This window comes from Sedimentibacter saalensis (assembly GCF_007830175.1).
GTDB classification, from domain to species: domain Bacteria; phylum Bacillota; class Clostridia; order Tissierellales; family Sedimentibacteraceae; genus Sedimentibacter; species Sedimentibacter saalensis.
In genome coordinates this window covers 57,442-71,808 of the sequence record NZ_VLKH01000010.1, presented here as the reverse complement: position 1 = coordinate 71,808, position 14,367 = coordinate 57,442, and the positions used below count along the sequence as shown (strand labels likewise).

12 protein-coding genes are annotated in these 14,367 nt (G+C 30.8%); 9 read left to right on the top strand and 3 right to left on the bottom strand.

Translation table 11 applies throughout. The features are described 5' to 3' along the window. Positions 1-7 precede the first annotated feature (7 nt). The 6 genes from LY60_RS14570 (at position 8) to LY60_RS14545 (ending at position 6,322) form a co-directional block, all read left to right on the top strand. Complete coding sequence (locus LY60_RS14570) at positions 8-967, top strand: ABC transporter ATP-binding protein (RefSeq protein WP_019229806.1); 960 nt, start codon at positions 8-10, stop codon at positions 965-967. A gap of 54 nt (positions 968-1,021) precedes the next feature. Next, positions 1,022-2,605, top strand: a complete 1,584-nt coding sequence (locus LY60_RS14565; RefSeq protein WP_212633494.1) for an ABC transporter substrate-binding protein — start codon at positions 1,022-1,024, stop codon at positions 2,603-2,605. A 65-nt stretch (positions 2,606-2,670) separates the two neighbouring features. Beyond that, positions 2,671-3,429: a creatininase family protein gene (locus LY60_RS14560; protein ID WP_019229804.1), complete on the top strand. Its 759-nt coding sequence runs from the start codon at positions 2,671-2,673 to the stop codon at positions 3,427-3,429. A 14-nt stretch (positions 3,430-3,443) separates the two neighbouring features. Next, the gene (locus LY60_RS14555) at positions 3,444-4,520 is read left to right on the top strand and encodes a M42 family metallopeptidase (protein WP_145085451.1); all 1,077 of its coding nucleotides are present in this window, start codon (positions 3,444-3,446) and stop codon (positions 4,518-4,520) included. A gap of 110 nt (positions 4,521-4,630) precedes the next feature. After that, positions 4,631-4,855 carry a creatininase family protein gene (locus tag LY60_RS14550; RefSeq protein ID WP_145085449.1) on the top strand — a complete coding sequence of 75 codons (225 nt, stop codon included), beginning with the start codon at positions 4,631-4,633 and terminating at the stop codon, positions 4,853-4,855. 396 nt (positions 4,856-5,251) lie between these two features. Then, entirely contained in the window at positions 5,252-6,322 is a 1,071-nt protein-coding gene (locus tag LY60_RS14545) for a DegT/DnrJ/EryC1/StrS family aminotransferase (protein WP_145085446.1), read from the top strand. A 983-nt stretch (positions 6,323-7,305) separates the two neighbouring features. On the opposite strand, the gene LY60_RS14540 is transcribed toward LY60_RS14545, so the two are convergent. Both LY60_RS14540 and LY60_RS14535 read right to left on the bottom strand, forming a co-directional pair. Beyond that, positions 7,306-8,223 carry a hypothetical protein gene (locus LY60_RS14540; RefSeq protein WP_145085443.1) on the bottom strand — a complete coding sequence of 306 codons (918 nt, stop codon included), beginning with the start codon at positions 8,221-8,223 and terminating at the stop codon, positions 7,306-7,308. A 103-nt stretch (positions 8,224-8,326) separates the two neighbouring features. Continuing rightward, positions 8,327-8,887, bottom strand: a complete 561-nt coding sequence (locus LY60_RS14535) for a hypothetical protein (protein ID WP_145085440.1) — start codon at positions 8,885-8,887, stop codon at positions 8,327-8,329. A gap of 435 nt (positions 8,888-9,322) precedes the next feature. On the opposite strand from LY60_RS14535, the gene LY60_RS14530 reads away from it, so the two are divergent. Both LY60_RS14530 and LY60_RS14525 read left to right on the top strand, forming a co-directional pair. Then, a complete protein-coding gene (locus tag LY60_RS14530; protein WP_145085437.1) occupies positions 9,323-9,931 on the top strand; it encodes a recombinase family protein in 609 nt (202 codons plus the stop codon). A 305-nt stretch (positions 9,932-10,236) separates the two neighbouring features. Next, on the top strand, positions 10,237-10,755 hold the full coding sequence (locus LY60_RS14525) for a hypothetical protein (RefSeq protein ID WP_145085434.1): 519 nt from the start codon (positions 10,237-10,239) through the stop codon (positions 10,753-10,755). 321 nt (positions 10,756-11,076) lie between these two features. Here LY60_RS14525 and LY60_RS14520 read toward each other — a convergent pair whose 3' ends face one another. Further along, the gene (locus LY60_RS14520) at positions 11,077-11,529 is read right to left on the bottom strand and encodes an NUDIX hydrolase (RefSeq protein ID WP_145085431.1); all 453 of its coding nucleotides are present in this window, start codon (positions 11,527-11,529) and stop codon (positions 11,077-11,079) included. A 403-nt stretch (positions 11,530-11,932) separates the two neighbouring features. Here LY60_RS14520 and LY60_RS14515 point away from each other — a divergent pair, with 403 nt between their 5' ends. Beyond that, complete coding sequence (locus LY60_RS14515) at positions 11,933-13,876, top strand: P-loop NTPase fold protein (protein WP_145085428.1); 1,944 nt, start codon at positions 11,933-11,935, stop codon at positions 13,874-13,876. The last annotated feature ends 491 nt before the right edge of the window (positions 13,877-14,367 follow it).

Sequence of the window (14,367 nt, the reverse complement as noted above, 5' to 3'; positions counted from 1 at the left end):
TAATAATATGATTGAAAATGATGAATTATTAAAAGTCGAACACTTAAAAAAATATTTTGATACGCCAAGCGGACTTTTACATGCTGTAGATGATATGAATTTTTCTATTAAAAAAGGCGAAACCTTAGGGGTAGTTGGAGAATCTGGATGTGGAAAGTCTACAATGGGCCGTGCAATATTAAGGCTTCATGAACCAACATCCGGGAAGGTATTATATAAAGGTGAAGATATCATACAATATAATAAAGTTCAAATGAAAAATATGAGAAAAAAGATGCAAATAATTTTTCAAGACCCATTTGCTTCTCTTAATCCAAGGATGACCGTTAGTGAAGCAATAATTGAACCTTTAATGGTACAAGGGATTTTCCTTAAGTCAGATAAAAAAGGATTAAATGCACAAGTTGATAAAGTAATGGAGTTGGTTGGTCTTGCCAAAAGATTGATAAATACATATCCTCATGAACTTGATGGAGGTAGACGTCAAAGAATTGGTATTGCCAGGGCATTAGCCGTTAACCCTGAATTTATAGTATGCGATGAACCTGTTTCAGCTTTAGACGTATCAATTCAAGCTCAAATATTGAACTTAATGCAGGATTTACAGGACGAGTTAAATTTGACTTATATGTTTATAACACACGATCTTTCAGTTGTAAAGCATTTTGCAAACGATATAGCGGTTATGTATTTAGGTCAAATGGTTGAGAAGGCCCCTTCAAAAAAATTATTTGAAAATCCAGTTCATCCATATACAAAGGCTTTGCTTTCTGCAATACCAGTGCCGGATCCTGATTATAAGATGGATAGAATATTTCTTAAGGGAGAAATAACATCACCTATTAATCCAAAACCTGGATGCCGTTTTTCAAAAAGATGTCTTTATGCTACTGAATCTTGTATCGGTGGAGATATTGCAACTAAAGAAGTGGAACCGGGACATTTTGTAAATTGTGTATTAGCTTAAATATGGTAGAGACTGTAAAACAGTTTTTATAAAAATTACGACAAGGAGAAGTATATGAAAAGACAATTAAAAAAACTCGCATTATTTGCAATGATTGTTGCTATGTTGGTTATGATAGTGGCTTGCTCTCAGAATGCGGATAATACTCCGGCAAACAATGACGAACAACAAAGCGACAATGGACAGCAAAACACAGAAAAGCAGTACAAAGATACATTGGTTTGGGCACAAGGAGCTGACATAACATCTTTAGACCCTCACCAAGGTAAAGAAACAACAGCGGTACAAGTAACAGATCAAATATTTGACACACTAACAGTGGTAAATGCGAAAACAGGTGAATTGGAACCTCAAATTGCTGAAAGTTGGGATCAACCTAATGATACAACTTATGTTTTTCATATAAGAAAGGGTATAAAGTTCCATGATGGTTCTGAACTTACAGCTGATGATGTAAAATTTTCCCTTGACAGGGCAATTGCTTCTGCTGCAGTTTCTTATATTGTAGACTTTATTGATACGGTTACAGTTATTGATAATTATACTGTTGAGGTAAAATTGGATGCGCCATATGCCCCTGCATTAAGAAATCTATCGGTACCATTTTCTGCTATAATTCCTAAAGCAATAGTAGAAAAAGATGTGGATGCCTTTATTAAAAACCCAATTGGCTCAGGCCCATACAAATTTGTAGAATGGAAACAAGGGGATTCTGCAACACTTGAAGCTTTTAATGATTACTATGCTGGGGCGCCGGCAACTAATAAATTAGTTATGAAAGTTATACCTGAAGCTGCACAAAGAACAATAGCATTGGAAACTGGTGAAATTGATTTGGCGTATGATATAATACCTAATGACTTGGCTAAAATTAGAAACAACCCGGATTTAACATTATTTGAAGCTCCATCATTAACATGTTACTATATTTCTATGAACACAAATAAGAAGCCATTTGATAATGAGAAAGTTAGAGAGGCCATAAACATAGCTATTGATAGGGATTTAATAATTGACACAATTGCTTCAGGTTCAGGTGAAGCAGCAGATGCCATAATTGCTCCAGCAGTATACGGTTATTTTAGCCCTGGTAAATATGAATATAATCCTGAAAAAGCAAAACAATTGTTAGCTGAAGCTGGATATGCTAATGGCTTCGAAACAAGTATCTGGGTAAATGATAATCAGATACGTATAGAAGTATGCCAGGCTATTCAAGCAATGTTACAGGAAGTTGGCATCAAAGCAAAGGTTGAGGTTCTTGAATTTGGTAAATTTATTGCTGATTCTTCTGCAGGAAAACATGATATGGGATACTTTGGATGGGTTACTTCAACGACTGATGCTGATTACACATACTATTCTTTAGAGCATTCTTCACAAAAAGGTGCTGCTGGTAACAGGTCATTTTTGAATGATCCTGAAGTTGATAAATTGATTGAGAAAGCAAGAACTAGTACAGATGAAAGTGTTAGATTGAAAGCTTATGAAGACTTATCAATTTTACTTAAAGAAATCAATAATAATGCACCTATATATTATTCAACAATAACTGCAGGTGCTAGTGCTAAAGTTGAAGGGTTTGTGATGGATCCTATAGGATATCACAAGTTAACAAACGTAAAAGTAGCAAAATAATTCTAAGTACAATCCTACTTTATGTAGTAGGATTGTACTGTTAAAACAAGAAGGAGGATGAATGATTGAGATTATCAAATTTAACATGGCCTAAAGCAAAAAAATATTTTGATGAAAATGATATGGTTATAATAGCAATCGGAAGCATTGAATGCCATGGCAGACATTTACCTTTAGGTACAGATACATTAATACCAGATAAAATATTAGAACTTATTGAGGAAAAAAGTGATGTATTAATTGCGCCTACTATCCCATATGGTGCTTGCCAATCGTTGGAGGATTACCCTGGAACAATTAATATTGATAATGAGGTATTGTATCAATTTTTATATTCAGTTATAGACAATTTATATAGGCATGGTGCGAGAAAGCTCTTAATATTAAATGGGCATGGAGGAAATATAAAAGTTATAGAAAGAATTGGATTATCATTTGAAAAGAAAGGTGCTATGGTCGTGATGCTTAATTGGTGGCTCATGGCATGGGACATGAACCCAAAATGGAAAGGTGGACACGGAGGTGGAGAAGAAACTGCTGGTGTAATGGGTGTTGATCCATCTTTAGTAGATGAAGAAGAAATAGGCGGACCATTAGAGTTAAAAAATATTAGTGACAACTTAGTAGCAACCGGGTTTAGAACAATTCGTTTTAAAGGAGTAGAGTTTGAAGTGCTAAGGAATACACCGAATGTTACTGAAAATGGTTGGATTGGTCCTGACCATCCTAATACCGCAACAGTGGAATGGGGTAAAGAAATGCTTCAGACAACTGCTAACTATATAGTAGATTTAATAGAAGAATTAAAATTAGTAAAACTATAGAATTGGTGAATAACATGGATAAAAAAAATACATTAAAAATGATTGCTGATATATCTAATGCAAATGGAACCTCGGGCTTTGAAGATTTAGTGGTAAATGAATTGCGTAAATATTCAAGTGATTTAGGTACAATAAAAGAAGATACTCTTAGGAACTTGTATGTATATAGGAAAGGAAATAAAGGAAACAGGCCGATAGTTCAATTGGACGCTCATAGTGACGAAGTTGGATTTATGGTACAAGCAATTAGACCAAATGGAACATTGCAAATAATACCTATAGGTGGGTGGATAAACAGCAATATACCTGCTCACAAAGTTTGGGTTAGAAATTCTGAAGGCGAATATATATTAGGTATTACTTCAAGCAAACCACCTCATTTTATGACAGAAAAAGAACGAAGGAATCCATTGGATATTTATGATATCACAGTTGATGTTGGTGCTACGTCAAAAGAGGAGGCTACCGATAAATTTAAAGTTAGAATTGGTGAACCTATTTGCCCGGCAGTATCTTTTGAGTATAATGATGAGCATGATTTAATGATAGGAAAAAGTTTTGACTGCAGGTTAGGGTGTGCTTCAATTATTAGTACGCTTAAGGAGCTTGAAAATGTCGAATTGAATGTTGATATAGTAGGTGCTACTGCTTCGCAAGAGGAAGTAGGTGTTAGGGGCGCCACATTGACAGCAAATACAGTTAGACCTGATATAGCAATAGTATTTGAAGGCTGCCCAGCTGATGATACTGTTGTTTCTGAGTATGAAATACAAACTGCAATAAAAAAAGGACCCATGTTGAGACATATAGATTCAAAAATGATAACTAATCCTCGATTTCAACGTTTTGCTTTAGATTTATGTAAAAAGAATAATATACCGGCTCAAGAATCTGTAAGAAAATCCGGTTCTACAAATGGAGCTGCAATTCATTTATCAAATAAGGGGGTACCAACAATTGTTATAGGAATACCGGTTCGATATGCTCACACTCATTTCGGCATATCTTCATATGAAGATTATGCTAACGGAGTGGCTTTGGCTTGTGAGATTATAAAAAGTTTAGACGTAGATGTGTTAAATAAATTTTAATTTTCAAATATAATTATATAATTATAATTTTATAATGATTCAAAGGGAGAAAAGCCATGAGGTTAGAACATCATTCATAGATGCAGATACAATAATATTTTGAAAAAGATATTTTTATAGTACCTCTTGGGAGTGTGGAAAATTATGGTTCACATCTTGGCTTGGGAACAGATTTCATAATACCTAATAAAATTGTAGAATTGCTGGAAAGAAAAGTGGATATTTTAAGCATTCTGGTTATGCCCTTTGGCATGGTTGACCATCATATGAATTTTCCTGGAACATTTTTTATAGGGAATGAAGGTTTGTTTTTAATAATGACAAAAATAACATAGTAATTATTTAATTATGGTGCAAGAAGAATTATATTTTTAAATGGTCATGGTGGAAACACACCTGTTCTTAATAGAGTTGCATTAAACATGAATAAGAAGGTGCTATTTGCGCTATAATCGATTGGTAGACTCTTGCATATCAAATAAACCCAAACTGGAAAGGTGGACATGCTTGCTGGTGCATAGGAGACTTCACATTTATCTTTGTAGAGGTTCTGATTCAGAAAGCAAAGGAAGAATAGAAGCTGTAGTCAAATATGCCCAAGTATGTATTTGCTGAACGTATATCAATTGTATTAACAAATAAGGTGTATTATAATAAATATAAAAAAGTGGTGACACCCGCACACCATTTATAACACGTGCCGTCATCGGTAGCGGCAACTGGAGGCCCATATGAATGAGATTGGTGGTTTTTTTTGTAATGAGGAACTAAATGAAAATAAAAATAACTTTTTAAAAAGCATGTGCCCTATTGATGGTGATATGGCATATTTAATGTCCGGTCGTTGCGGAATATACTATGCATTAGAGGATCTTAAAATAAAGGATAAAAAAAGAATAGCGTATTTACCGGCATATACTTGCGAAACCGTAATAGCCCCTTTTGTGAAATCTGGTTATGAACTGGTGTTTTATGATATAGATAAAAATATGAAACCAATTTTCAACAATGAATTGATTACAAAAATCAGTGTAATTTTAATATGTGGATATTTTGGATTTTGTTATTATGACAGGGATTTTATTAAACTATGTTCAGAAAACGGTGTTTCAGTGATAGAAGATACAACTCATTCCATGTTCTCAAGAAATGGCATTGACCCCAATTGTGATTATATAGTCGGAAGTTTGCGAAAATGGATAGGTATCGCATCAGGCGGATTTGCAATTAAAACACATGGAAAATTTACCTTTGGCCTATTAGATTCTGATAAAAATCATATTGCTGCCAGAAATTTAGCCATGAGCATGAAAAAAGAATATTTAGAGCATTCAGATTCCGATAATTTACAAGAAGCAACAAAAATATTCTGGAATGCTGAAATGAATTTACGAAAAGTATTTAACATATATAAAAGTGATGAAGACTCCATAAAAGTTGCAGAACATTTTAATGTACAAGCTTTGGTTGAAAGAAGAAGGGCTAATTATCAATATCTCATTGATCATCTCAAAGAAAATTCAAATTTCACATTAGTATTTCCTGATCTTGATGATGATTCTGTTCCAAGTCACCTTACAATTTATTCAAACAAAAGATTAGATTTACAAAACTATTTAACAAGTAATAAAATCATTAGTACGATTTATTGGCCTATAAATGATTCAGTAAATTTAGAATCATTCCCAAATGCTAATTACATATATAATAATGTTTTATCGATTTCTTGCGATCAAAGATATAATGAAAAGCATATGCAATATATTTGTGATATTTTAGAAAGATTCGAATATAATTTATAAATAAATTTCAAAAGAAAAAAGCCAATTTAATGAAATTGCCTTTTTCTTTTTATTAGAGGGAATGTATATTAAAAAAGTAAAATATTGTTTGTTAAACCTTTATGTTTATAGCTTTACTTTCTCAAACTTTAAAATAAAATCTGCTACATAATTAACAGTACTTTCAAGTATTTCTTTACCCCATTCAGCTGTGCATCAAAAAAGGAGTAAATGTTAAGACAAGAATTCAGAAACTAACTACATATTTGACGAGCTAAAATACATAATTTCACCAATATTATACCAAGCAAAAAAGTTCTTGTCTAACTTAACAATATTATGCAGAGAATATAATAGCAGTATAATAATCTAGGAAATTTTTGGGACATTTTTTATTATAAAAGAAAGTAAAATGTAGTTATTATATAAAGAAGTTATGACCCAAAAACATTGAAATTAAAAAGAAGTGTTAATTACATATTACATCCTATCACTTGGGAGGTAAAGCTACTCGCTCAAAACATAAAGAAGCACATGAGATTGGGAAAGTTGCGAAATATAGTTAATTAACATATAAGACTCTGGCCAATCAGCGAGTCTTTTGTAGTATTTTTACAAAGTTAATTTTAATATATAAAAAATTAAGAGCAGACATACACTATTGTGTAGGTTCTGCCCTTTTTCTTTTACTTTGTCCAAATTCCATTCATTTTTTGTATTCCCTAAACTACTTATAAAAATCTTGAATCATACTTTTTACTTACTATATTCTTATATAATTTCTCAACTATATCTTTTTATGAAGAAGCTTTAAACGGAAACCATTTAAATTCCAGTTACTTCATCATCATGTTCATTATCTGCTGTGAAAAATCGAAGCAAGTATACAAAATATCGGTACAATATACACCGTGGCAGTTTCAAAAGAACCATATAACTTTATGCAGATGACCGCCAAATATTAGTAATTCTATAGAAACCTTTTAAACATATATTTTTATTTATTATAGTGTATCCCTTTTACAATAATTCTCGCAACAGTCTGATTTATCAAACAATTCAACATTTACAAAGTCATGACATTTATGGCATTTATAAACTATGGTATCCTCACCACAATTCAAGCATAGTCCTTTAATCATGTTATTATTATACTCAATATTACCAGAATCACATATTACCATTTCTTCTCCACACCACCCACATTTAACAAAAGCAAAAATATCTTTTGAAACATCAAAATTGGTTAAGCATCGTGCACAATATTTATATGGCGTTACTGTTCTGGTACTACAATATGGGCATGTATAAAGTTTATCATATTCATTCTCTAAGAACTCATATAACTCTCGGTTATATATAGGATTATGAAGAAGTTTAGAATATTCTCGACCATTAAGATATTCTTGCATAAAATGTTTATATTCATAATCCGTACTATCACTCATCAAAATACCCATAATATGTATTAAAACATATATTATATCTTGCTCTATCTTTTTAATCTCCTCATCAGAAAAAATATATGAAGAATGTAAGATTTGATTTCTATATTTCTGAAATTGTTCCATATGCTTATATTGTGTTTTTTCAAAATTATACACTTCAATATTAGCATCTTTTGTCTTAGTGAAATTTTTTAGCATATTATACTCTTTTAATTTCAACCTATTTTCTCTAAACAACTTTTCAATTTCTTCATCCGTCATTCTACTCTGTGGGTCCATTAACACTGTTCTAACTCCATAATAATTAACAATGGATGATTTTAACGCTAACTCTATAGCAATTTGTATATTTACAATAGATAATACAATATTTCTTCTTTCATTTAAACCTAAGTTTATAAAACCAACAGCTTCATTTAAAAAAATAACCGCATTATTAAAAAGTGCTGTTGCAAATTCATGTTCCCATTTCATATTTATATCTCCTATCGAACTTTCAAAAATATACTATTAATATCTATATCATTATGCCATACTCTGTTTGTAGGCGATTATTATTTATTCAAAAAGCTTTTGATTATAAGATATGACACATGTTTTTGCATTTTAATACGTTGCTAATTTGTTCGGTATTACTAAGATTTGGATATATGCTAATCTTAATATTCATAAAAGATATAAAGTACTTCATTATTCCAGTAATTGTTTTTACCATCATAAGAATCATTATAATAGAATAAATATGAATTAAAAAATTGCTCTGTTCAAATAATATGGCAACAATAAACCCTAAAATTACCATTACTATAGTAGGAAATATAGAGAAAATATATCTTATAAATAACTCTTGTCTATTTTCATTATTATCTCCTCCAATCAACTGATTATCTGATTGAAAAACGCTAATTCCTAAAGCTATAATAGCAAATATTACAGTCATGGAAAATTCAGATAGGCTTTTTAGTAATTCTGCAGTAAAAATTGGAAAATCCTCATTATAATTAAAAAGAAATAAAATAACTAATAAAGTAATTATAAAAAGTAATAGACTTGCAATCATAATATTTATCTTCCTTGAAGGAAAAATAAAGTCAAACCAATTTCTATACTTTTTGCTTATATTTTGTTTTTTTTTCATAGTCTTTTGCACCTTTATATTTTTTTATTGTTAAGATTTGACTTATACTGGTGAGCATAATTTTGAAACAAAATTATCATAACATACTATTACAAGAATTTCCATATGTCTTTATAATCTATTATATTATAACTGTTGATTTATGAAAGATATGCTTCTTGTTAATGCAAATGGTCAGACAAGCTATTGAAAAGTTCTTTATATAAGGATTTATCATTACTATTAAACAAACATATAAATTAGTTACAACTCTTCTTAAAAAAGCAATATTAATATATGTCACTAGAGTATACCTCAATGGCACATCAAAAATTACATTTAAACCGTCCCATATAACTACAAAAAGCAACTATGGAACGTATCACAACCCCTCTTGATTCTATTGGAACATAAATGTTATTATTTTAGTATAAATTACGTAAAGGGGAAGAAATAATGTCAAATAAAATATATGGTTACATAAGGGTCAGCAGTAAAGAACAAAATACCGATAGACAAAAACAAGCATTATTGGAATATGGAGTTGATGAAAGAGATATTATTGAAGATAAAGTTAGCGGTAAAGACTTTAATCGAAACGGATATTTGACCTTGAAAAATAGTTTGCTCAGGGATGGTGACACCTTAGTTATTAAAGAATTGGATCGCTTAGGAAGAAATATGGATATGATAAAAAATGAATGGCAGGAAATCCAATCTAACGGAATTGATATTGCTGTATTAGACACACCAATATTAAATACAAAAAATAAATCAGATCTAGAAAAGAAACTAATTGCAAATATAGTATTTGAACTACTTGCATATATGGCAGAAAAAGAACGCATTAAAATAAAAGCACGTCAAGCAGAAGGTATTGCAATAGCAAAAAGTAAGGGATTGTATAAAGGTAGGAAAAAGATAGTCAATGAAAACTTTAAAAATGTTTATAATGATTGGAAAAAGGGAAAATTAACTGCAGTTAAAGCTATTGAAATGTTAGAAATGAAAAAAAGTACATTTTATAGACGTGTTAAAGAATATAACCATTTCTTAGGCCATTAAACTTGAAAAAGTAACAATATGACTACAAGATATGACACTGGAATTTTGTTAAAATTATTATAAACAATTAGGTTATCAATACTTATAAGTTTCGGTTACTTATTCCAACACAATTAAACCATTTCAATGTAAAACGTTGAAGTTTTAAACGTTTTCTCATTGAGATTTTACATATTTTCATAGTATATTTTATGTTATAAAATGCTTAAATCTTGAGACTAATTTTTAAAATTATCACTCCTTATACATAAACAAGCTGTTATGTAAATATATTTATATAAGAATAATATAAAAGGGAGAATACTATGAATATTGATTTACAAAGAACTTTTAATGAATACAGTAAAACTTTTATCTCTGGTGAATACGATATTAATACCATTTCAAGTTTATTAGATGATATTAAATATGGAATACCAGAATTAACAAGTGAAGAGTTTAATTTATTAATGCAAGTTCCTTTAAGTGTATTAAGAAGCGATCTATGGATCTCTGACATTAATAAATTAAATCAGTGGCAAGGAAAAATTGGTGACTATTTTGCTGGCAATATGTATTGCATAAAAAAAGAAGATTTCGCTATAGATTTAATCAAAAAATTCAAAGATGGAGATTTTGATTTAAAGGATATAGTGGGTTTAGCTGAGTTTGTTATGGAAAACTATGATAGTCTATCTCAAAAATATCCTGACCATTTAAAATATGTATTAAGCAATGTAGAAGTAACAATAAATCATGAAGATGTAAGTCTACTTAAGGAAAAAAACTTTTATTCAAGTGGTAATATATTTGCTGCATACTTAAATAAGGCAATAAACATATAAAGCAGAAAAAAGAGGTGCCGTATCATGTACGAACTGGTTTAGTTTTGAGGGAAAACTTATAAAAATCACTACAAATCGCAAGTAAATTCATACATAAAATTTAAAGTAGTATCATAGTTTTTTGGCAAAAAGTCACTTAAGGGATTCATTTATATGATACCTCTTAAGTGATTTTAGATATAAATATAAAATCGGAAACTTCATCTGTTCACTTACTAAATATCTTGCTTGTGTTTTTACCAATCAATATCTCATATCTTATAGTGGGCTAATTCCGTAATTTTTTGTAGACTTTAAACCAAAAAAATTGAATCATATATTTTACTTACGATATTCTAATATAAACTTCTCAATTATATCTTTTTGTGAAGAAGCTATGTTTTTTGGTAGGTTGTTTAATGGGAACCATTTAACTTCAGTTACTTCATCATCATGTGCATTATCTGACTGGGAAAAATCGAAGCAAGTATACACAATATCAGTACAATATACCTCGTGGCCGTTTGGATAAGTATAATGTCTATTTTCTCCAGCAAAAGCACCATATAACTTTATGTCATTTGCAATTAAACCTGTTTCTTCTTTAAACTCTCGTTTTGCAGATTCTTCAGTTGTTTCACCAATTTCCATATAACCTCCTGGATAACCCCATACGCCAATATCTGCTCTTTTTTGTAATAATATCATGTCATCTTTAAATGCAATAACAATTGTCCCAACGAGAAGTAAAGGTCTATCTCCAATTAACTCTCGCATTACTTTTATATAATCCACTTACTTTATTACCTTTCTTCAAATTTATGATATAAAAGATTTTCTTGTATCATCTAATCTTAGAATACAATTTTGATTTTCTGTACAACTTACTCGAGCATATCATACAATCACTTAAAAACCAATTTATTTTTTAAAGTTATTGTATCACAAACGTTTCTTATAACAATAGATTGTAAAATATTATTTGGTACACTTTAGAGTACCAAGCTATTGAAAATTGAAATTATTTACGTGTCAAAAACCACTGTTTTTGATACATTGTAAACGATTGACTTAACTTGCAATTAATAGTAGAATAAATGTGATTTATAAATCAAAACGGAGAACTGCCAATGATTAAATAGGAACTGACTGAATATTGGAAAACGCGATGATTAATTTTCGGAAGTGAGATAACAATATGAATACATTAGATGAATTATTATACTATTGCAGAGAAATCGAGCCTGTAGGTGCGTTGCTACTAACAGGGGAATGGGGATGTGGAAAAACATATCTCATAGAGAATGAATTAAAAGATGCTCTTACTGATGAAGCAGTAGTTCTACGAGTATCATTGTTTGGCATATCTTCACCTGAAGAAATACATAATGCTGTTAAGAATGCATGGATAGTAGCATATTGCAAAGTTAAGGGTATTGATGAAGTTGCTGAAAAAGTCGGTGAGGGTAAAAAGCTCATTGCAAAATTAGAATTTCTTCCGGAATGGTTAAGGGGTATCGCTTCTACAGATGTGACTTCTTTCTTTCCAATTAACAAGAAAATGGAAGACAAATCAGTAATACTCGTTTTTGATGATTTAGAACGTTGCAGGATGTGTAGTGTAGATGTTTTGGGCATTATTAATGATTATTGCGAAAATCAAAAGTATCACACGATTATTGTTGCAAATCAAGAAAAGATTAAAACTAAACAGGAACCAACTCAAATAACTGCCGAAATACAGTTTGTTTCTTCTAAAAATAGCAAAGTCGAGCCGGATGAGAAAAAAGCCACTTTGACGATCGATAAGCCCACTCAAATGGAACATGGAGAGATTTCATACACAGAAATCAAGGAAAAAATCATTCAGAGAACTGTGCAATATTTGCCAGATTACACTAAAATAGTACATGCTGTTATTAAAGATATTAAATATAAGGACAGTGAATATAACGCATTCGTGGAAAGGTGTGAAGAAGGACTATTAGAATTATTTGCACCAGATAGAAATGCTTTTGGTTATGACGAGAAGCCCACTAGAAATGAAAGGGAGCAACCGCAGAGAAGACCTCATAACATCAGAAGTTTAAAATGTGCAATAAGTGATTTTTATCGTGTATATAGTATATTGCGTTGTAATGAATTTGAAAATATTGCTGACTGGTTTTATAGTTTTGCATCATATGTGATTTCATATAAAGCAGATATTGCTAAAGAAGGTTATTACGGTACCCTTTTTTCTGACGGAAAAGTGCGTAAGCTATACCCAGTTTTTCAAGATAAATATATGTTTAGTGCTGTAAAACAATGGATACTTCATGGTGTTTGGAATGAGGATGCTATATCGCACGAGATTGAAATCATAAAGAAACGCAAAGAAGCACAAAAGCCATGTGAGATTATAAAAGCTAATCGGATAATGGATGTTGACGAAGAGATAATCGATAAGGGTTTTGAAGATTTTCTCAATAGCGCATATAAGGGGAGCTTGACTTTAGATGATTATGTTCTTTTTATTGAGAATAGCAGTTGGGCAAGATACTACGGATACTCCTTTCCTGTAGCGATAGATTGGGATAAAGTTAAGGGAGGAGTCGGTAAGAGCATAGAGAGCCTTAAAGAGGCATTGCCAGAAGGCCAAATATTATTTCATGTTATTGGAGATGACAATAAGGAACATTTTACTAATGAAGAATGGTGTATATATAAGCTTATCTCTGATTTTGCGCTTAGTGATAGATTGATGTTTTTCAGGAATCGAAAACTTTACATTGAAAAAATGAAAGAGCTTGCATCTTCATCTTTCGTGATTACTCAAAATAAAAGGTTTAACATATTTGATGAAGAAATGGCAATAGTAACAGCGCAAGCATTTGCTCTAGATGATAATGCTGGAAAGAAGCTGTTTGTTAACTATTTCAAAGATATGTGGGAATGTAATGTTGAATCACCATATATAGAGATTGAAAAAAGTCTAAAAGGATTTTCTAAACTAAGGGATTTATTAAAAGAACAAATTCAAGATTATCAAATGAAGAAAAAAGCTATTGCAGTGTTGCATACAGAAAGATTTATTCACGCAGTTGAGGAATTGATTGCATCTAAATGTACGGAAAATGCTCATGAGCTGTCAAATGGATAACGCGAGAAAATAATTACTGTTATTTCCAACTTCCTCTAATATTTATGATCTACCCTTTTACGAAATGAAATGAAAGTCTAATTGATTATGCTTATTTTTAACAGAGGGTTGAAAAACAACAAATCTCTATTGCAGATTTGTACTCTACATTTACAAACAACAAACAATTTGTATGTGCATGATACCTTTCAGAAACTCAGGGCTCACTTCTGTACCTGCCAAAATCAAACAGTGAGAGCGTACTGCAGGAGCTTACTGCATTGATTGAAGGATAAAAGTAGCAAAGTGTAGAGCTGCATTCAGTTCTACAAAATTTTTATTAACTTGTATAATCTTTTCAATTTTATACTATACATTTTGAAATAATCATAAGGTGTATAATAAAGATGATTACTCATTAAATTAAACTAGTTTAACAGAAAATAGACTTGTAATGTAGAGCTACATATTTGTACTGATACTACAATTAAATTAATTTGTTCTTACTTCTT

Coding starts and splice junctions, on each gene's coding strand:
- LY60_RS14515 (WP_145085428.1), top strand. CDS start 11,933: ATGAATACATTAGATGAATTATTATACTATTGCAGAGAAATCGAGCCT.
- LY60_RS14540 (WP_145085443.1), bottom strand. CDS start 8,223: ATGAAATGGGAACATGAATTTGCAACAGCACTTTTTAATAATGCGGTT.
- LY60_RS14570 (WP_019229806.1), top strand. CDS start 8: ATGATTGAAAATGATGAATTATTAAAAGTCGAACACTTAAAAAAATAT.
- LY60_RS14555 (WP_145085451.1), top strand. CDS start 3,444: ATGGATAAAAAAAATACATTAAAAATGATTGCTGATATATCTAATGCA.
- LY60_RS14565 (WP_212633494.1), top strand. CDS start 1,022: ATGAAAAGACAATTAAAAAAACTCGCATTATTTGCAATGATTGTTGCT.
- LY60_RS14530 (WP_145085437.1), top strand. CDS start 9,323: ATGTCAAATAAAATATATGGTTACATAAGGGTCAGCAGTAAAGAACAA.
- LY60_RS14545 (WP_145085446.1), top strand. CDS start 5,252: ATGAATGAGATTGGTGGTTTTTTTTGTAATGAGGAACTAAATGAAAAT.
- LY60_RS14535 (WP_145085440.1), bottom strand. CDS start 8,887: ATGAAAAAAAAACAAAATATAAGCAAAAAGTATAGAAATTGGTTTGAC.
- LY60_RS14525 (WP_145085434.1), top strand. CDS start 10,237: ATGAATATTGATTTACAAAGAACTTTTAATGAATACAGTAAAACTTTT.